This window comes from Mycoplana azooxidifex (genome assembly GCF_014196765.1).
GTDB lineage: Bacteria > Pseudomonadota > Alphaproteobacteria > Rhizobiales > Rhizobiaceae > Mycoplana > Mycoplana azooxidifex.
On record NZ_JACIEE010000004.1, the window covers coordinates 380,632 to 400,886 of the forward strand.

Below are 20,255 nucleotides of genomic sequence, written 5' to 3' on the forward strand. Positions count from 1 at the left end.
GTAACCTGCGCCGGCTTGCTCTCGTCTTGGTCGCAGCCAGGATGGCAGCCGGCAGCGGGGAGATTGCATGGGCGTGGTGCAGATTGTCCTTGGCGTACTCGCCTTCGCCGCCGTCACCATCGCCGGCGGTATCTGGGCCTTCCAGAACTACGGCATGTATCGTTTCGACCCCGAGCCAAACAGCCCCGCCGAATTCGGACTGCCATCCACGGTGAGGGTCGTCACATACACCTCGGAGGACGGAGCCCCCATCCATGCCTGGATCGCCGACCCCGCGGCCGGATTGCCCGTGATCCTCAGCTTCTACGGCAACCAATCGAGCATCGGCGGCTCGATGGGACGGCTCAGCAGCCTGATGGAGGCCGGCTACGGCATCGTCATGATGGAGTATCGCGGATCCGGCGGAACTGCGGGCAAGCCGAGTGCCGCAAATTTCGCGCGGGACGCGCGCGCTCTCTACGATCAGATAGATACGCTGCTGGGCCAGGCCATTCACCCCGATCGCCGGGCGCTCTACGGCTTCAGCCTGGGCGCGGGCGTCGCCAGCCAGCTTGCCGGGGAACGCAATTTCGGCGCCGTGATCTTCGAGGCAGCCCCCTACAGGACCTGCCTCTTCTACGAGGACCGCTACTTCGGCATTCCGCTTTGCCGCCTGATGTGGTCCGAGCGCTACGACATCGTCGATCACCTTCGCAACATCAAGGCGCCGAAGCTCCTGGTTCACGGCAGGCTCGATCGGTCCCTGCCGGTGGAACGCGCGCGCCGCCTGTTCCAGGAGGCCCCGGAACCGAAGAAATATGTCGAGCTGTCGGGCGGCGGCCACGCCGATCTGCACGAATACGGCCTGATTCCGGCAATCGAAACCTTCCTCAAGGAACAGTTGCGCCTCGCCGTTCAGTGACGAGGCGACATCCTGCAGCAGCCCCTCACGACGACAGCCTTTCCTCGATCAGAGCGGCGAGATTGCGCGCGTTCTCTTCCCGCAGCATGGTCAGGTGGTCGCCCGGGACCCAGGGGATTTCCAGCCGCTCCGGCTCGACGAAAGCCTTCCATCCGAGCGTCGGGTCGGCCTCGAGCGTCAGCTTCTGGACGAGGTGCAACGGTCGGGTCCTGAACAGCGTCACCGGTGCGGCGATGGGGCCACCCTCATATTGCCGGGCCGCCGCCATCCATAGCCGTTCGACCTGCCGCTGGCGGTAGAGCGGCAGGTTCGTCCGCCGGATCAGCTCCAGCACGGGGCCGCGCTGGACGAACTTGCGCACCTTCACCGACAGCCGCCTCCAGAAGTAGGTCAGCCCCTCGTCGCGCATGAGCGCGATCTCGTTGTCCAGCCGCTGGCGCGGGGTCAGCCGGACGAGCGGCTGGAAGTCCCTGGCGAAGGCAGGGGCATAGGTATCGAGCACGAACAGCCGCTCCACCCTGGCGCCCATGGCCTCCAGTTGCCGCGTCATCTCCAGCGCCGTATAGGCGCCGCCGGAATAGCCGGCGAGGATATAGGGCCCTTGCGGCTGGTGTCGGCGCAGGTAGCGGATGTTCTCCGCCGCCATCGCCTCGATGCTCGAATGCGGCGTATGCCCCTGGACCCCGCGGGTCTGGAAGCCGATCGCCGGGCGCTTGCGCCCGAGAAGGGTGCCGAGCTCGAAGAGGTTGTTGACGTTGCCGCCGACGCCGCCGACGACGAAGAAGGGCATGCCGCCGGCATCCGGACCGGGATCGACGACGGTGCTCGTGTCCCAGGGCGCGTCCGGCCCCTCCATGGATGCGGCATCGCGCTCCAGGAGTGCCGCGAGTTCCCGGACCGTCTGGTTGCCGAACAGCGTCGAGATCGGCAGGTCGTGGCCGAATTCGCGCCGGATGCGATCGAACAGCCGCACCGCCAGCAGCGAGTGGCCGCCGAGCGCGAAGAAGTTCGCATTGGCGCCGATCCGGTCGACGCCCAGCACCTCGCACCAGATCTCCGCCACCCGCGTCTCGACCTCGCCGCGCGGCATTTCCGCCGCCGGGTCCGCCAGCGCCTCGATCCGCACCGCCGGCAGGCGGCCGCGGTCGACCTTGCCGTTCTGGTTGAGGGGGATCTCGTCCACCGCCACGAAGAAGGCCGGGCGGGCGAATTCCGGAAGGATCGTCGCCACATGCTCGGAAAGTTCGTCGGAGGAGGGTGCCGTTCCGTCGGCGATGAAATAGGCCACGAGGATCTTGTCGGCCTGGCCCTCCGGCACCTTCGCCACCACGACGGCCTGGCGGATCGCGGGATGGCTCTCGAGCGCACCCTCGATTTCCGTCAGCTCGACGCGGAATCCGCGCACCTTGACCTGGGTGTCGGCGCGCCCGAAGAAGCGTAGCACGCCGTCGCCCGGATCCATCGCGAGATCGCCGGAGCGGTAGAGCCGCAGCTCCGCATTCCACGGCGCGGTCACGAACTTCTGGTGGGTCAACTCCGGCCGGTTCCAGTAGCCGAGCGCCAGGCCGCGGCCGGCGATGCACAATTCGCCGATCATCCCGGTCGGCACCGGCTGAAGCGCATCATCGACGATGTAGATCTGCGTTCCGGGGATGGCCTTGCCGATCGGCAGCGGCAGCCCGCGTTCGAGATCGGCCGCCGTCACGGCGTGGGCGTTGGTGACGTTGCTTTCGGTCGGCCCGTAGCCGTTGATCACCGTCAGCCCCGGGCAGGCCGTCATCACTTGCGCCACATGCGTTGGCGACACCACGTCGCCGCCGACCACGACCTGGTCGACGCGCGCAAAGGTCGATGGCCGCATGTCCGCCACCGCATGGAACAGGCCGGAGGTCAGCCACAGCGTATTGACGCCCTGGCTGGCGATCGCGTCGGAAAGCTCGGAGATCGAGAGCGTCCCGTCCGGCGGAACCACCATCGTCCCGCCGTGCAGCAGCGCGCCGAAGATGTCGATGATGGAGGTGTCGAAGGCAAAGGCGGAGGAATGGAGCGTCACCGTTTCCGGACCGAGCCGCAGCCAGTCGGTATCCCTGAGCAGCCGGATGACGGAACGGTGCGGCAGCACCACGCCCTTCGGCACCCCGGTTGTCCCGGACGTGAACATCACGTAGGCGATCGTCTCGCCGGTGATGCCGGGCTCCGGCGGCCTGGCCGGGCCGGTCGGCAGGTCCGCCATCGGGATGGCGCGAACCCCGGTCGCCGAGACCGGCTCGCACGCCCCGAGCAGCACCTTGATGCCGGTATCCCGCGCCATGAACTGCAGCCGGTCGGCCGGCAGCGTCACGTCGAAGGGGACATATCCGGCTCCCGCCTTCAGCGCCCCGAGGACTGCGACCGGCAGGAGCAGCGATCGGCTCGACGAAATGCCGACGAGATCGCCGTGGCGAACCCCTTCCGATGCCAGCAGCGCTGCCAACGCGTCCGAACGCGCATCGAGCGTCGCATAGTCCATCGCCTGGTCGAGATAGCGCACGGCGACCTGGGTGGGCGCCCGGGCCACGACGCTTCGAAACACCTCGACGATCGTCTGCGGACCGGCCGCCGCCGGATCGACATGGCTTCCACTCGCCGGCAGGCCGGTATCGCCGCGCAGCAGCTCCGAGACCGGCGCCTCGAGCCCTTCCGGCGTCGATGCGATCGCTGCGAGGAACTGTCGGAAGTTCGTCGCCAGATGGGCGATCGTCTCGCGGTCGAACAGCGCGGTCGCATAGTTCCAAGAGAATTCGACCCGGCCCGGCGCATCGAACAGGTTGAAGAAGAGCTCGAAATACTCGTGCCCGGTCGGATTGACCTCGACCCGGGCCGGCGTGTCGCCCATGCGGAGATCGCCTATGTCGGCGAGACCGTCCAGGTTGACGACGACCGGAACCAGCGCCAGCCGCGACGGATCGCGGGGCACCTGCAGATCGCGCATCAGCGAACCATAGGAATAGGTCTGGTGGTCGATCGCTTCCAGAAGCTCCTGCCGGGTCTGCGCCAGAAGCTCGCCCAGCTTCACATCCGGGCGGATGGTTCCGCGCACCGGCAGCAGGCTGACACCATGCCCGACTGCACCCTCCAGCCGATGGGCGAGCTGTCCTGAAGCGGGCACCCCGATCACCACGTCGGTCGAGCGCGACAGCCGCGACAAGTAATAGCGGAATGCGGCGAGGACGATGTTGCGAAGCGACGTGCCGGCCTCCTGGGCCCGGGCGCGCAACGACGCCTCCAGGCCGGTGTCGAGCCTGGTCTCCACGCGGTCCGCTTGCGTGCCGCGCACGACCGGGTATGGCCGGTCCGTCGGCAGGTCGATCGCCGGCAGCGGCCCGGCATATTTCTTCAGCCAGTAGTCGCGGTGGCGTGCAGCCTCCGCCCCCTCGGCCCACTCCGCTTCGGCCGCGACCAGCGCGGCAATGCTGGTCGGCGCGGGGAGCCCGGCCGGCCTTCCCGTCAGCGCGGCCGCATAGAGCGCGGCGAGATCAGTCAGAAGCACGCCCATCGACCAGCCGTCGCAGGCGATGTGATGGACGAACAGCAAAAGCTCGGCCCTTGAAGGCGAAAGCCGCAGGAGCAGGGCGCGTAGCACCGGCCCGTTGATCAGATCGAAGGGCATGCGCGCGTTCTGCGCATGCTGCGCGTCGCGCCGCGCTCTCTGCTCCAGCTCACAGAGGGCGGAGAGATCCGCCGCCTCGAAGCTCGCCTCCCGGTGCGGATGGATGGTCACCGTCTGATTGTTCACGTCAAAGGACGCGCGCAGGCTGTCGTGGCGCGCGACGATCCCGTCCAGCGCGGTGCGCAGCGCTGGACTGTCGATGGCGCCGTCGAGGTGCAGGCTGAAGGACAGGTTGTAGGACAGAGACGCAGCCGGATTGATGTTGATCGCGGTCGCGAGTTCGCGCTGCCCCTCCGTCATTCCGACACGACGGACTGCCGCCGTGTCCGGCACAGGCTCGACCGGTGCCTCGGCCACCGTCACGGCCGCCTCCACGCTTCGCACCTCGGCACGGACCAGGGCTGCGAGATCGCCGAGCCTGGACGCCTGGAACAGGGTTGCAAGCGGCAGCGCCACGCCGAATTCCTTGCGCATGCGCGCAAACATCCGCACGGCATTGAGCGAATGGCCGCCGAGCGCGAAGAAGTCGTCGTCCAGCCCGACGTTGGAAACGCCAAGGATCTCGGTCCAGATCGCCGAAAGCTGTGCGGTGACCGGATCGCTGATCTGGCCGCCTCCACCCTGCCGGGCCGCATGCGCAGGCGAAGGTGCTGCGACCTCGGCGAGCGCGAGGCGGACGTGGTCCAGCGACACCGGCGAGACGATCAGCTGGCGGCCCGGATGTGCGAAGACGCGCGCGAACAGGTCTTGCGCCTCGCAGGCACGGATGCCGGTGGCCATGAGCTGCGTCGTCAGGCCCGGCTGCGATGCCGAACCGGCGAAGCCGTCGCGCTCGACCTCGCGCATCGAGAGGTTTTCGAGCAGCGCGACGACGCGGCCCTCCCGGTCGAACACGGCGACGTCGAAGGACACGAACCGACCCGGCTCGCCACCGACCCGGACGGCACGGCTGGCAATGGCTGCAGGCAGCGGCCCGAAGACACGAATCCGCCCGATCGACATCGGCACCCAGAGCCGGCCCTCGCGCCGATCCAGCGCGGCGAGCCCGACCGTCATCGCCATGTCCATCAGCGCGGGATGCAGAGGATGGGTCCGCAAGTCGCCCTCGAACGGGCGGGCAAGGCGGAAATCGCCCTCCGCAACGCCGTCGCCGGCGCGCAACGCCTCGATGCAGTTCCAGCGGGGACCGAAGGCGATGACGTCCTGTTGCGGCGCGCGTCCGCCTTGGAGCGCGGTCGCCCCGTGCAGCGAAGTATCCAGAGAACCCGACAGATGCGTCCCGGACGGGCCTGCGGCGACCACCTGGAGCCGGACATGCTCCACCAGCACCCGTTCCGCACCGATCGTGCTCTCGATCGACAGGTCGTAGCCCTTGCCTTGCGGTTGCAGGCGGATGATGACGCGGCGCGGCATGCCGTCGAAGATCATCGGCAAGGCGAAGGAAAGCGCGGAAAGCTCGAACAGGCCGGCGCCCATCACCGCTTCCGCCGCCGCCTGGGCGAGTTCCACATAGGCCGTGCCGCACAGGACCGGCTGCCCTGCGACCACATGCTCCGAGACCCGCCAGTCGCCTTCCGGATCGATCACCGTCTCGAAGCGGATCCTGCCGCCCGGTTCGTCGTGGCGAAGTCCCAGCAGCGGATCGCCGGCGCCAGCCTCGCCCGCGCCATAGGCGCGTGCCGCCATGCCGATGTCGCGCCAGGCTCCCCAGGCGATCGACAGTCCGTCCCCGCGCGCCGCGGCTAGCGCCTCGAGCGCCGCGTTCGCCGCGGCATAGCCGGTCTGGCCGGCCCCGCCGATCACGACGGAGGACGACGAGATCATGGCGAAGAGATCGATACTGCCCTCCGGCAGGAGCCGGTTCAGCACCATGGCGCCGGCAAGCTTCGGCCGCATCACGGCCGTGGCCGCCGCCAGCGGCTGGGTCGAAAGCGGCGCGTCGTCAAGGATGCCGGCGGCGTGGATGACCCCGTGCAGCGCCCCGAACCGGGACCGCACCGTCTCGATCGCCTCCGCCATCGCAGCCTCGTCGGCGACATCCGCCTGTAGGAACACAACCGCCCCGCCTTCGGCCTCGATTTCGCCGCGCAGCACGGCGTCGTCCGTTGCCGAGCGCGAGAGCAGCGCCAACCGGGCTCCCGCCGAGCGGGCGAGCCACAATGCAAGCTGGCGACCGATGCCGCCGGTGCCGCCGGTGATGAGATACACCCCACCCTTGCGCAACCGGCCGGGAAGGTCCCCGGGGAGGTCTGCGGAGGCCGGTGCGGGCACGCGCACGCGGGTGCGGACGAAGCGGCGCTTGCCGCGCAGGGCCACGTGATCGGCCTCGTCGCTCCCGGCAGCTTCCGCCAGAAGCGCTGCCACGACCGACGGATCCGGGTCCGGCTCGACATCGGCGAGGCTGGCGCTGAGGCCGGCAATTTCCCGCGGGGCAACCCTGACGACGCCGAGCAATGCGGCGAGCTCCGGCCGCTCTGCCCCAGAACCGGGCATGGATGCCGCACCGGAGGAAACGAGCACCAGCCGCGTTCCCGGCTCCGGGTCGGCCTGTTGCAGGAACCGGGCGAGCAGGTAGGACGCGCCGAAGACGTGGTCCGAAAGGGCAGGATCGGCGCCCCAGAGGTAAAGCACACGGCGGGGCACCGACGGCAGGGCCGCGGCCAGCGCCTCGAAATCCTCCGGCGCGTCCGGACGAAGCACGAAACCGCCCGGCGCCGCGGCAAAACCATCGCCGGCGCGCAGCACCGTCATGCGCGCGCCTGCCGCGTCAAGCTTGGCGAGCACGGCCTCGGAAAACGCATCGCTGCCGGCAAGCACCAGCCAGTCGCCGCCAAGATCGGCGGCACTGCCCGAACGCGGCCGCTCCGTCCATTCGAGCACTTCCACCCAGTCCGCCGGATCGGCGATGCGCACCAGCAGCGGTGCGGTGTCGCGCTCCGCCTGGGTCGCCTTGCCGCGACCGGGCTCGATCCAGTGCCGTTCCTTCTCGAATGGATAGGTCGGCAGCGAGACGCGGCGACCGCTGCGTCCCGGAAGCCGGTCGGCGTCCAGCTCGACGCCGTTCGCCCAGAGCCCGCCGAGCGCGGCCACGGCAACACCCATCTCGTCCTCGCCGTCGCGCGGGCGCGGCGCCGAGGGAAGGATCGCCAGTGGCGCGTTCTTCGTCGTTGCGGCCGCCACCAGCGGCCCGACCGTCTGCCCCGGACCGACCTCGATGACGACGCTGTCGGGCGCTTCGAGCACGGCTGCGACCGCATCGGCGAAGCGGACCGTATGCCGCAGATGGCGCACCCAGTAGTCGGCCGAGACGAAATCCTGCCCATCGGCCCAGCTGCCGCGCAGCGACGAGACCATGGGCACGGTCGGCTGCCGGAAGGATATACCCTCGAGGCCGTCCCTGAACTGTTCGAGCTGGTCGTCCAGCTGCCGCGAATGGGCGGCGACGTCGATGTGGACGCGCCGGGCCTCGTGTTCGCTGCCCGCAAGCTGCGCCTCCAGCGCCTCGATCCCGGCGACGGGACCGGATACGATGGTGGAATGGGCCGTATTGATCGCGGCGATGTCGAGCCCCTCGCCGATCAGTTCGCGCACGCGCATCTCACCGAGCGGCACGGCGGTCATCGCGCCGGCCGGCGCCTGCTCCATCACCTGCCCCCTGAGCGTGACGATCTTCAGCGCGTCTGCAAGCTCCAGGACGCCGGCGGCGAGCGCTCCGGCATATTCGCCGGCGCTGTGGGCGACGATGGCGTCCGGGCGGATGCCCCAGCTCTCCCACAGCCGGCAGTAGGCGTATTCGAGGATGAACAGCGCCGGGATGGCGTAGCTCGAACGCGAGAGCTTGACCCGGGCGCCTTCGTCGTTCAGGCGCGCACCGAACATCACCTGGCGCAGGTCCGAAGGCGCCGTGTCGGGCAGCATCGCAAAGCACTGGTCCACCGCGGCGGCAAAGACGGGCGACGACGCCATCATCCCGGCACCGGCACCCGGATACTGGGCGCCGCCTCCCGGAAACATGAAGATGATCCGCGGCGGCTTGGAACGGGCCCTGCCGTGCCGGCGGAGCGGCGTCGCCTTCGCAGCCAGGGCCCCCTTAAGGTCGTCGTCCGTGCGGGCCGCGATCGCGAAGCGCTCGGCGAAATGCCGGCGCCCCTGCCTGAGCGTGAATGCGATGTCCGCCATCTCCGGAACCTCCCCGTCTGAATGGGACTTCCACCGTTCGCGCAGCCGCTCGAGCGCGGCTTCGTTGCGGGCGGAAAAGGGGAAGAAGCGCCACTCGGCGGCAGCGTTCGCCTGCGGGCGGGGCGGCGCCTCCTCGACGATCATGTGGGCGTTGGTCCCGCCGACACCGAGCGAATTGACGGCGGCGCGGCGCGGACCGTTCGACGACGGCCATTCGCGGCCATCGGCAACGACCCGGAAGGGGCTTGCGGCAAAATCGAAACGGCTGTTGGGCTTGCGGAAATGAAGGCTTGCCGGCAGGTGCCCGTGGCGCATGGCCTCCACCACCTTGATGAGGCTAGCCGCCCCCGCAGCCGTATCCAGGTGGCCGATATTGGTCTTGACGGACCCGATGCCGATGCTGCCCGCGGGCGCGGCTCCGTAAACCTGTTGCAGGGCGGCGAGCTCGATCGGGTCGCCGATCGGCGTGCCGGTTCCGTGCGTCTCGATGTAGGAGAGGCTGCGGGCCTCGACGCCGGCCAGTGCCAGGGCCTCCGCCGCCGCCTCTGCCTGTCCGTCGACCGACGGCGCGAGATAGCTCGCCTTGCCGGCACCGTCGTTGTTGACCGCACTGGCAAGGATCACCGCCTTGATGTCGTCGCCGTCGGCCAGCGCGTCCTCGTAGCGCCGAAGCACCACGAGTGCCGCGCCGGAGCCGAACACCGTGCCCCGGCTGTCGTCGTCGAAGGCGCGGCAGAGCCCGTCCGACGACAGAATCTCGCCTTCCGCATAGCGATAGCCGGTGCGATGGGGCAGCTCGATCGTCACCCCGCCGGCGATCGCCATGTCGCATTCCATGTTCAGGAGCGAACCGATCGCCGTGTGGACGGCCACGAGCGAGGTCGAGCACGCGGTCTGCACCGCGATGGAAGGACCCGTGAGGTTGAGGAGATAGGACAGCCGCGTCGGCAGGAAGTCCTTGTCGTTGCCGTTGTGACGCAGGAGGAACAGGCCGATTTCTTCGACGAGGGCGGGATTGGACAGGAGGTTGAAGGGAAGATAGGCCTGCATGCCCGAGCCAGCGAAGACGCCGATCCGCCCGTCGAAGCGTTCCGGAACATAGCCCGCATCCTCCAGCGCCTCCCAGCCGCATTCCAGGAAATGCCGGTGCTGCGGATCGAGGATGGCCGCCTCGCGCGGCGAGAAGCCGAAGAAGCCGGCGTCGAAGCATTCCATGTCGGGAAGGACATGCGCAACACGCACATAGGCGGGATCGGCAAGCGCCTTGCGGCTGACGCCGGCGGCGATCAGTTCCGCCTCGCCCAGCCGCTGCGCGGCCGATCGGCCCTCGGACAGCATGGACCAGAACTCGCCGACATTGCGCGCGGAGGGGAAGCGCCCTGCGCGCCCGATGATCGCGATACGTTGGTCGGGTAGGTTCCTGTCCATGGGCGGTGCATCTTCCCTTCGAGATTTGTCTGGTTTGCCCGGCTGCCGGCGCCTGCCGCCTCAGCTACCGGCCGAAGCGGGCAAGCCGTGCGGCGGCACGTGCGGCGCCGCGATCGGCCGCGCTGGCCGTCCCGGTCGCCTGCCCTCCCAGGTGTGCGGCAATCGCGCGGATGGTGGGGAAGCGGAAGAGATCGGTGATGGCGACCTCGCGCCCGAGCTTCTCCCTCATCCGCCGCTGGACCTGAACGACCAGCAGCGAATGTCCTCCGAGGTCGAAGAAGTTTTCCGTGACCGACACCTCGTCGAGCCCCAGCGCCTCGCGCCAGATTTCGACGATGCCGGTCTCGATATCGCCCTCCGCCGCCGTCATCCTGCTCCGCTCCGCGCGGCCCTGGGGCACGGGCAGCGCCTTGCGGTCGATCTTGCCGTTCGGCGTCAGCGGCATGCGCTCCAGAACGACGATCTGCGACGGCACCATGAAGTCGGGCAGCTTCGTCGCAAGAAGGGTGCGCAATCCGGCAACGGCGGGACGCGTTCTCCCTGCCGTGACATAGGCGACGAGGCGCACGTCGCCCTGGCCGTATTCCACCGCCCTGACGGCGGCCTGTCGGACGCTGTCATCGGATGCGAGCAGCGCCTCGATCTCCCCGAGTTCGATCCGGTGGCCACGGATTTTCACCTGTCCGTCGATCCGGCCGAGGAATTCCAGCGTTTCGTCCGGATGGCGGCGGACCAGGTCTCCGGTGCGGTAGTAGCGGCCCTCCGGCGTATCCACGAAGCGTTCGGCCGTAAGCTCCGGCCGGCCCCAGTAGCCGCGGGCGAGCCCCGCGCCGCCGATCCACAGCTCACCCTCGATCAGGTTCGGAAGCGGCAGCCCCGCGGGCGAGCGCACGCTCAGGTCCGTGTTGGCGATGGGCGCGCCGAGCGGCACGCGGTCGCCGACGGCATCCAGCCGCGCGACAGAGGACCAGATCGTCGTCTCCGTCGGGCCGTACATGTTGAGAAGCGTCCCCGGCAACGCCGCCCGCAGGCTGCGGGCAAGATCGGGCGGGAAGGCTTCGCCCCCCACCATCATGCAGTCGAGACGTCCGAGCGCCTGTCGCCCGGCCGGATCGCCGGCAAGGTAGGTCGCCATCGACGGCGTGCACTGCAGGTGCGTGATGCCGCCGGCAACGATGTCTTCGGCAACGGAGGCCTTGCGGGAGATCCCGCCCTCGGCCTGCAGCTTGTCCATCAGCCGCCGGATGTTCGGCAGGTTGGCGAGCGCGGTTTCGGTATCGACGCCGAAGTCGATCAGGCAGGCGATCTCGTCCACGCCGATGGCCGCCACGTTGCGCACGATCTCCCCGGCCGTTTCCGGCGTTCCGAACAGGCCTGCCGTCCGGTAGTAGCGCTCGAAGGCGTGATCGAGCAGCGCGTCGAGTTCGGAAGCGGAAAGCGCCTCCTTCTCGAACACCTCCTGCGGCGTCATGCCCGCCTTTCCGGCCCGCTCGACGATCGTCGGGAAGGTCCAGGCGGCGCGGCGCACGAGATCGACCGCACTCTTCAGGTAGCTCTTCATCGGCTGGCGCGCGGCCGCCAGCACCGTCTCCTCGTCCTCGCCGACGAAGGTGTGCAGCATCAGCACCACATGGCCGGGGCCGGCATGGCCCGCCTCCGCCCGTGCCACGCGATAGGCGCGGATCTTGTCTTCGACCTCTGCCATCGTCTGGCCGAGCAGATGGGTGAGCACGCCGCAGCCCAGCCGCCCGGCGGCCTCGAAGGTCTCGGGGTTGCCTGCCGCGGTCAGCCACAGCGGCATATCCCGCTGCACCGGACGGGGGTGGATCTGGATCTCGACCGGCTTGCCGTCGTGGCCCGGAAACGCCAACGTCTCGCCCCGCCAGAGCTTCCGCATCGTCTCGACCGAACCGAGCATGATCTCCTTCCGGTCGCCGAAGGCCTCGGGCCGGAGCAGGAAGTCGTTGGGCTGCCAGCCCGAGGCCAGCGCCAGGCCCGCACGACCGTTGGAGAGGTTGTCCACCAGCGCCCAATCCTCGGCGGCACGCACCGGATGATGCAGCGGCATCACGGTCGATCCGGCGCGCAGCTTGACGTTCTTCGTCAGCCCGGCAAGGGCTGCCGAACTGATCGCCGGGTTCGGATAGAGCCCCCCGAAGGCATGGAAATGCCGCTCCGGCGTCCAGATCGCCTCGAAGCCGTTCTCATCGGCGAAGCGGGCTCCCTCCAGGAGCAGCCGATAGGCCTGGTGGCCGCTGCCGGCCGCCTCGGAGGCGAAGTAGAAGAGGGAGAACGCGGGAAGCGCGCCCTCGCCCGCCCCGTCGGTCTGCAGCACCAGCGTCGCGCCGCAGGCGAGCGTCCACAGGATCTCCAATACCGAGATATCGAAGGACACGGACGTGACCGCCAGAAGGCGCGCGCCGGGGGAAAACGGCACAGTGGCGTCCATGCCGGCGAAGAAGTTGGTGACGTTGCGGTGGGCGATCATCACGCCCTTCGGCCGCCCGGTCGAGCCGGACGTATAGATGAGATAGGCGAGGTCGCCCGGTGTGCCGCGCGCATCCTCGACGGCGGACCCGACCGCGTCGGGCAGGATGACGATGCCGGGATCGAGCGCCAGCCGGCTGGCCGCCGAACGGCTCGCCACGACGATCGGCGCCCCGGAGTCTTCGAGCATGAAGCCGATGCGCTCGGCCGGATAGGAGGGATCGAGCGGCAGGTAGGCGGCCCCCGTCTTCAGGATGGCGAGCATCGCCACGACCAGCTCGGCCGACCGCTCGAGGCATAGCCCGACCACGACGCCGGGCGCGGCGCCGTGTTCGGCAAGCGCACCCGCCAGCCGCGCCGCCCTTGCGTCGAGTTCGCGAAAGCTCAGCCGGGTTGTCCCCGCCTCCAGCGCCGGCGCATCCGGCATCAAGCGACACATGTCGGCAATCATCGCATGGATCGTGCGCGGCTCAGTGCCCGGAGCATCGTTTCGCGCCACCGCCATCTCGCAGCCGAGCGGCAGGGTCGCAAGCGGCGCGCCCGCCCGCGCAACGAACGCATCGAGAAATACGGCGAAGTCCGCGGCAAGCGCTGCGAGCACCGCCGGCGCGAAATGCCCGCTTGCGATGCGGATCGACGGCGGATCGGCGCAGAGCACGATGGCGGCATCCTCCGGTGCCTGTTCCGCCCGTCCCGCCAGCACGACCTTGAGCGCCTGCAGCACCCTTTGCCGCGTTTCCGTATCGGTGAGCCGCAGCGGCAGGTCCGCCGCCATCGGCGCCCGCGCGAAGGCGGCCTGCCGCGCAAGGCGCAACGCCTCCGTCGCATCGTGCGGGGTCATGCCGGCGGCGATGTCGAGCGTGACAGGACGCCGGTCCGAAAACCAGGGGGCCCGGGGGGCCAAAGGTTCCGGATCAAGATAGGTGATCGTCGCCTCCGCCTGCCCGGTCATGCCCGCGATCCAGGCGAGCCAGGCCGCGGCAAGCGTGTCGGCATCCACCTTATCGATGGCAAGCAATGCCGTGCCGCTGCCGGCGGTATGCGACAGCGGATAGGGCGGCAGCGCCGGGACGGCCCGCCGCAATTCGGCTTCCCATTCGGGCTCGACCTTGCCCGTCTCCGACGATCCCGGCCCCCGGTAGTTCCTAACCGATGGCAACACGACGCCCGGCACCAGTCCGGCCGCGGCAGGATCGATCGGCCTGCCGAAGAGATCGGCGAGCCCGCTTAGCCGTACGCCCGAATCTGCCGCCATAATGGTGACGGACTCGCCATCGCTCGCGACAACGGCTCCGGGGGTTCCCGCACCGCCTGCCACGATCTCGAGCCGGCCGACCGTCAGGAGCGATGTCCCCGTCCACAGCTTGGCGAGCGCGAGCGGGTTCGCATAGCCGCCGAAGTTCAGGCCGCGCACCATGCGGCAGAGCACGCCCGCCGGCGCGGCGAAATTGAGCGTGCCGAGCGCCTCGGGTCGTTTCGCCTTCGCATACCAGCCCCGGTCGCCGGTGGCCGCCGCCGGCTCGCACCGGCCCTCCATGAGTTCGGACAGGAGTTCGCAGAAGCTTTCGAATCCGGCCTCATAGCATCGCGCGTTGAGGCTGAAGGCCGTGTCGTTCGGCCCGATCGGGAAGCGCCGCTCCTTCAGCACGCGCCCGGCATCCACGCGCTCGGTCATCTCGTGCCACGTCACCGCATGCTCGGCCGCGCCCTCGATGACGCTCCAGGCAGGAACGTTCGATCCCGCCCGCGCCGGCAGCGGCCCGTCGTGGAAATTGACGGCCGCCAGCTTCGCCTTGCCTAGCGTCGCCGGCGACAGCACGGTCAGGTTGGCGACGCTGAAGATGTAGTCCGCTTCCTGCCCGATCTCGGCCTCTTCGAACGCCATGCGGGCAATGCCCTCGGCCTCCGCCCAGGCGGCGATCTGCGGATCGGTGGAGACGATGCCGGCGATCCTTCCCCCCGCGTCGCGGAAGGCTTCCGCGCAGCGAAGGAGCAGTGTGCCGTTACCAAAGAAAAAGGCGGTCCGATGAATTTCAACCACGCGATACCCTCGAGCCTAGACCGTCGAAAGTGTCGGAGTATCAGCCGGTCCCCCAGTAGAATCCAGCGGTTAAGGGCTTCTAATTATGATGATATTGGCTGCCTTCACAGTCGTAAGGGGAGTGCACGGTAGGCATTGTCTTCGCACCGCATACAACCTTCAGTATGAGCTAAGGGGTGCTCGTGGACAGCAAGAAGATTGATCCCTACGCCATGTCGCTAAGCGCGCGGTAGCGTCCATATCTCCACCGGATGATGCGGGTGAATGGGACCGATTGCGCGTTTTCCCCACCATCTGATCATAGGGTTGCACTGCGTCACGGCAGGCCTCGCACACGCTTTTGGTGATCGGCGGGGAGGGACTAGAGCTAAATCTTTGGATTTAAATTGATAGTTTGAGGACCCCTTCGGCAAGGGCGGCTGGAGCAAATCCCCATCACACGCAAGGCGGGCAAAAAAGTCAGCAACCCTGACCTTTACACGCATGCCCCTGTACGCGGACCGCGTAATCACGCCCTACCCGCGGCCCGCCTTTTTGGGGCTAAGCCTATTGGCTGCGCAAGACGCATCATCGCCATGCGATCGCGCCACCTCAGTCCGCCGGAGCCGGCCTACGCCCTCTGCACCGTCGTAATCCTGTCCCATCCGCCGACGACGTCCGCAAAATCACGCCACACGATCTCGGCGCCGCGCTCCCAGGCCTCCCGTGAATCGACCTTGACGATCTCGCCGCCGCCCGCGACCGCCTGCCGGACCGACGCCGCCTCGTCCTCGACAATCAGCCGGTTGAAATAGTCGGCCCCCATGGCGGAAGCCTCCCGCAGGACCTCCCTCTCCGCGTCCGTCAGTTGGTTCCAGAAGCCGGCCGCGAAATAGACCACCCCGGAGGCGCGGATATGCGCGGTCTCGGAGAGGTACGGTACGACCTCATAGAGCCTGAAGCCGGCGTAGGCGGATTTCGTCAGGTCCATGGCGTCGGCCACGCCGGTCGAAAGCGCGTTGTAGGTCTCGGTGATGGGGATGCCGACGGGAATGGCGCCATAGGCGCTCCACAGCGTCGTGTGAAGCGGACTCTGGATGATGCGCATCTTCATCCCCCGCATCTGCGCCGGCTCGGTGACCGGCTCCTTGGTCAGAAGGTGCCGGGCGCCATAGTCTATGAACCCGCCGACGACGAAGTTCTGTGCCTGCAGCCGCAGCTTCAGGTCCTCGCCGACCGGCCCCTCGACGACCCGGCGCACATGGCTCGCATCCCGGTAGAGGAACGGCAGGTCGAGGATCTGCGCTTCCGGCACCCAGCCCGCCAGCGACGACAGGGTGGCGAGGCTCGCCTGTACCGAACCCAGCCTTGCCCCCTCCGCCACCTCCTTCTCGCCGCCGAGCGCCCCGTTCGCGACGACATTGAAGCGGAACCGGCCCGGCAGCCGCGCCTCGACCGTCTCGGCGATCTGCCGCCAGATCTTCGTCTCGGGCTTGTCCTCGCCGAGCAGGGAGGCGACGGTGATCGTCGTCGCACGCGCCTGCGCCGGGCGGACGAGCGCCGGCGCAGCCAGCACGGCGGCCGTTGCTGAAGAGCGCAGGAACAGGCGGCGTGTCATCTGGGTCATGGGGGCTCCGATCACGAAAGAAGCGCGTAGGCGCTGAGAAGAATGAGGGAGAAGAGCAGGGCTGCGAGGTAGGGCAGGACGGCGCGGAACAGCGCCGGCGCCGGCACACCGGTGACACCGCCAACCACATAGACGAGCATGCCGAGCGGCGGCGTCAGCCCGTGGATCATCAGGTTGACGACCACGATCACGCCGAACTGGATGGGGTCGATGCCCGCCGAGACGGCGGCGGGCAGCAGGATCGGGCCGAGAAGCAGGATCGCCGCGCCGATGTCGAGCACCAGCCCCAGGAGAAGCAGCACCACGTTCGACAGCAGCAGCACCGCAAGCGCACCACCGCCGAAACTCGAGACGACCTGCGCCACCGCGCCGGCGATGTCGTCCATGGCCAGGAGTGCGGCAAACGGGCCGGCCGAGCCGATCAGCAGGCCGATCGCGGCAGCCTCCGTCGCGGCACGCCGGAAGGTTGACCAGAGCGTTCCGGCCCTCGTTCCCGCAGTCAGCCCGAGGGCGAGCGTATAGAAGGCGGCGACCGCGGCAGCCTCCGTCGTGGTGACGACGCCGAGGCGGATGCCAGCCACGACGATCACGCCGAGGCCGAGCGCCGGCAGCGCGGCCGCTGCGGCCGACCTGCGAACCTCGCCGGAGGCCGGCAGGCTCGAACTGCCCTCGTCCACGCAGACGTGGATGGCCACGGCCAAGCAGGCCGCCATCAGCCCGCCGGCGAAGACGCCGCCGACAAGCAGCGGACCGACCGGCAGGCTGGTCGCCGCCGCGAGCAGCAGGAAGGCGATCGATGGCGGGATGACATTGTCCAGCACCGAGGTCGCGGCGATGATCGCACCCGCCTTCTGCGGCGGATAGCCGTTGCGGACGAGTTCGGGATAGAAGGTCGACGCGCCGAAAGCGGCGTTGGCGACCGACGAGCCGGAGGCCCCGGAGAAGAACACCCCCGAAAGCAGCGTCGTCTGCGCCAGGCCTGCGCGCCGGTGGCCGACCAGCGCCTTCGCCAGCCGGACCAGGCGCCCGGCGGCTCCCGAAGCGGTAAGCAGCCCACCAGCGAGAAGGAAGAACGGGATCGACAGCAGCAGGAACCGCGACATGCCGGAGACGGCAGTGGAGACGATCGCAGGCTCCGGCAGGCTCGCGCCGAAGGCGATCGCCACATAGGCGGCGGCGAGAAAGGCATGCGGCAGCGGCGCGGCGGCCATGAGGCCGAGCCCGGCCACGAGCGCGAGGAACAGGCTCGACGGCAGGGAGGTCCCGACCGCCAGATACGGCACCGCCAGGTAGACAGCTGCCCCGACGCCAAGGGACGAAAGCGCGGGCACCAGCCGGCCCTCCGCCATCCGCTGCAGCAGAAGTGCTACGAGCAGCAGCAGGCCGCCGCCGCCGAGAAAGCCGAACCGCACCCATTCCGGCAGCCCCAGCATCGGCGAGATGCCGCCGAGCAGGCCCATGATCTCGTGACTGCCGGACACCAGCACCAGCGCCGCCACGACGCTGAAGACGTCGCCGCCGGCCTGCCGCCAGCGCGCCGGCAGGCTGCGCGAGAACAGATCCATCCGCATCGCCAGCGCGCCGTTCAGGGCCAGCGGCATGCCCAGCGCGATCAGCGCCACGTGCAGCCATATGCACAGCTCCTCCACGCCGACGACGCCGGTATGAAAGACGTATCGCAGGACGACGGAGGCCAGCACGATGGCAAGGAGCGCGGCAAGGATAAGCGCGCACAACTGGCCGAGCACAGCCTCCATCGATGCGAGCAGTCGCCTGCTCAAGCCGGCCACCAGCGGTGGAAGTGGTGCACCGGCCCCCGACCGCCCCCGACGGCCAGGTCGCGCCCGGCCGCCAGCGCCTGCTGCAAGTAGGCCCTGGCCATGGCGGCCGCCGCGAAGAGGTCGTGTCCCCTGGCGAGGTTGGCGGTGATCGCCGCCGCCAGCGTGCAGCCCGTGCCGTGGTCGTGCCGCGTCTCGATCCGGGGGGCCGACAGGCGGCGCACCTCGTTGCCGTCGAAGTAGAGGTCGGCGCTCTCGGCGCCGTCGCCATGGCCGCCCTTGACGAGCACAGCGCCCGCGCCGGCCTTCATGATCGCCTCGGCCTGCCGGGTCATCGCGGCCCAGTCGGTGGCGACCGGCGTACCGGTCAGCAGCGCCGCTTCGGGCAGGTTCGGCGTCACGATCAGCGACAGCGGCACGAGTTCCTCGGTCAGCGCTGTGATCGCCTCCTCCCGCAGCAGCTGGTCGCCGGAGGTCGCCACCATGACGGGGTCGAGCACGGGGCGCAGGCCGAACCGCCGCAGGCCGTCCGCGATCGTCGCGATCGTTTCGGTCCGCGAGACCATACCGATCTTCACGGCATTCACGGAGAGGTCGGTCAGCACCGCCTCCATCTGCGCCGCCACCATCGGCTGCGAGATATCCTCCACCGCCGCAACCCCCTTCGTGTTCTGCGCGGTGACCGCGGTCAGCACGCTCGCGCCATAGACGCCGAGCGCCGAGAACGTCTTGATGTCCGCCTGGATGCCGGCGCCGCCGCCGCTGTCGGACCCGGCGATGGTGAGTGCGATGGCGGTCATGCGACCCTCCCTTCGAGCGCCGCGTCGACGGCTGCCCGGAATGCCGCCGTCGCCCGTGCTATGTCGCGGCTGCGGAAGATCGCAGAGATCGCGGCCACGCCATCGGCGCCGGCGGCGATGACGGAGGGTATCCGGGAGAGATCGATGCCGGCGATGGCGCCGACCGGCAGCGCCGAGTTGAGGCCGCGCAATTGCTCGCGCAGCAGCTTCAGCCCGCCGATCCCGACCGGCTGGTCGGGGTTTGTCTTCGACAGCGTCTCGAACACGCCGCCGATGCAGGCATAGTCGACTGGCGCCCGGCCGGCGCGCTCCGCATCGGCCGCGTTCTTCACCGTCAGCCCGATGATCGCCTGCGGCCCCAGCAGCCGGCGCGCGGTCTGCGCATCCATGTCGTCGGCTCCCAGATGCACGCCGTCGGCCCCGGCTGCCAGCGCCACGTCCACGCGGTCGTTGACGACGAACGGCACGCCGGTGCCCGTCAGCGCCGCGCCGATCGCCTTCGCCTGCATGATCATCTCTGCGGTCGAGGCGGTCTTGTCGCGATACTGGATCAGCGTCGCGCCGTTGCGGGCGGCCGCCTGCGCGAGCGCGGCAAGCGGGCCGACGTCGGCAAGCCCGGCATCCACCAGCGCGTTCAGCCGATAGTCAATCCTGGTCATAATGAATCCTTGCATGGGTAAGCAGTTCCCGTTCGCCGATCGCCGACAGCGCGTCGAGAAAGGCCACGCCGAAACTGCCGGGGCCGCGAGAGAGGGGGGCGGCGAGCTCGGCTGCGACGCCGGTGACCGCAAGCGCGCTCGCCGCGGCTACAAGGGCATCAGGTTCCACCGCCATGAAGGCGGCGATGACGCCGCCGGTCAGGCATCCGGTCCCCGTCACCTCGGCCATCCAGCGGTGACCGTTGGCGACACGGACCCCTTCGCCGCCGCTGCCGATCCGGTCGACCTCGCCGGTCTGGATGCGCAGGCCCGGCCCGGTGCTGCCGATGAGGGCCATCTCGGCGGCATTGCCGCGCACGATCGTCGGCCCGAGCGCGATCAGCTCCTGCGCGAAGGCCAGACGCGAAGGCGAGTAGTCGCAATGGACGGGATCGAGGATCCACGGCTTGCCGGCCGCATTGACGACCTCGACGGCGCGCAGGATCACCCGCCGGCGCTCCGCGTCGAGCGTGCCGAGGTTGACCGTCAGCACGTCCGCCCTTGCGGCGAAGTCGGCGATCTCCTCCGGCGACGAGGTCATCGACGGTATGCCGCCGACGACGGTGATGCCGTCGGCGGTGAACTTCTGCACCACCGTGTTCATCAGGCAGTGAACCCGCGGCCTTCGCTCTCGCACGCGCGCGAGAACAAGGGCCGCCGTTTGCGGTGTGGGATAGGTACCCATCGC

At 69.0% G+C, this 20,255-nt stretch carries 8 protein-coding genes; 1 reads left to right on the plus strand and 7 read right to left on the minus strand.

Annotation, left to right across the window (positions count from 1 at the left end):
- Positions 1-67: 67 nt before the first annotated feature.
- Positions 68-901, plus strand: a complete 834-nt coding sequence (locus GGQ64_RS11065; protein WP_210300223.1) for an alpha/beta hydrolase — start codon at positions 68-70, stop codon at positions 899-901.
- A gap of 25 nt (positions 902-926) precedes the next feature.
- Here GGQ64_RS11065 and GGQ64_RS11070 read toward each other — a convergent pair whose 3' ends face one another.
- The 7 genes from GGQ64_RS11070 to GGQ64_RS11100 all read right to left on the minus strand — a co-directional run bounded on the left by GGQ64_RS11070 (position 927) and on the right by GGQ64_RS11100 (position 20,252).
- Entirely contained in the window at positions 927-10,157 is a 9,231-nt protein-coding gene (locus GGQ64_RS11070; RefSeq protein ID WP_183803704.1) for a non-ribosomal peptide synthetase/type I polyketide synthase, read from the minus strand.
- Positions 10,158-10,221: 64 nt separating this feature from the next.
- A complete protein-coding gene (locus GGQ64_RS11075; protein ID WP_183803707.1) occupies positions 10,222-14,685 on the minus strand; it encodes a MupA/Atu3671 family FMN-dependent luciferase-like monooxygenase in 4,464 nt (1,487 codons plus the stop codon).
- A 610-nt stretch (positions 14,686-15,295) separates the two neighbouring features.
- Positions 15,296-16,291: a TRAP transporter substrate-binding protein gene (locus GGQ64_RS11080; RefSeq protein ID WP_183803710.1), complete on the minus strand. Its 996-nt coding sequence runs from the start codon at positions 16,289-16,291 to the stop codon at positions 15,296-15,298.
- Positions 16,292-16,302: 11 nt separating this feature from the next.
- On the minus strand, positions 16,303-18,048 hold the full coding sequence (locus GGQ64_RS11085) for a TRAP transporter large permease subunit (protein WP_183804261.1): 1,746 nt from the start codon (positions 18,046-18,048) through the stop codon (positions 16,303-16,305).
- Between the two features lie 20 nt (positions 18,049-18,068).
- On the minus strand, positions 18,069-18,869 hold the full coding sequence (gene thiD / locus GGQ64_RS11090; protein WP_183803714.1) for a bifunctional hydroxymethylpyrimidine kinase/phosphomethylpyrimidine kinase: 801 nt from the start codon (positions 18,867-18,869) through the stop codon (positions 18,069-18,071).
- The gene (gene thiE / locus GGQ64_RS11095) at positions 18,866-19,528 is read right to left on the minus strand and encodes a thiamine phosphate synthase (RefSeq protein WP_183803717.1); all 663 of its coding nucleotides are present in this window, start codon (positions 19,526-19,528) and stop codon (positions 18,866-18,868) included. Before thiE ends, thiD begins: the two co-directional genes overlap by 4 nt.
- Positions 19,515-20,252: a hydroxyethylthiazole kinase gene (locus GGQ64_RS11100; RefSeq protein ID WP_183803720.1), complete on the minus strand. Its 738-nt coding sequence runs from the start codon at positions 20,250-20,252 to the stop codon at positions 19,515-19,517. The genes thiE and GGQ64_RS11100 overlap by 14 nt, the downstream gene beginning before the upstream one ends.
- Positions 20,253-20,255 lie beyond the last annotated feature (3 nt).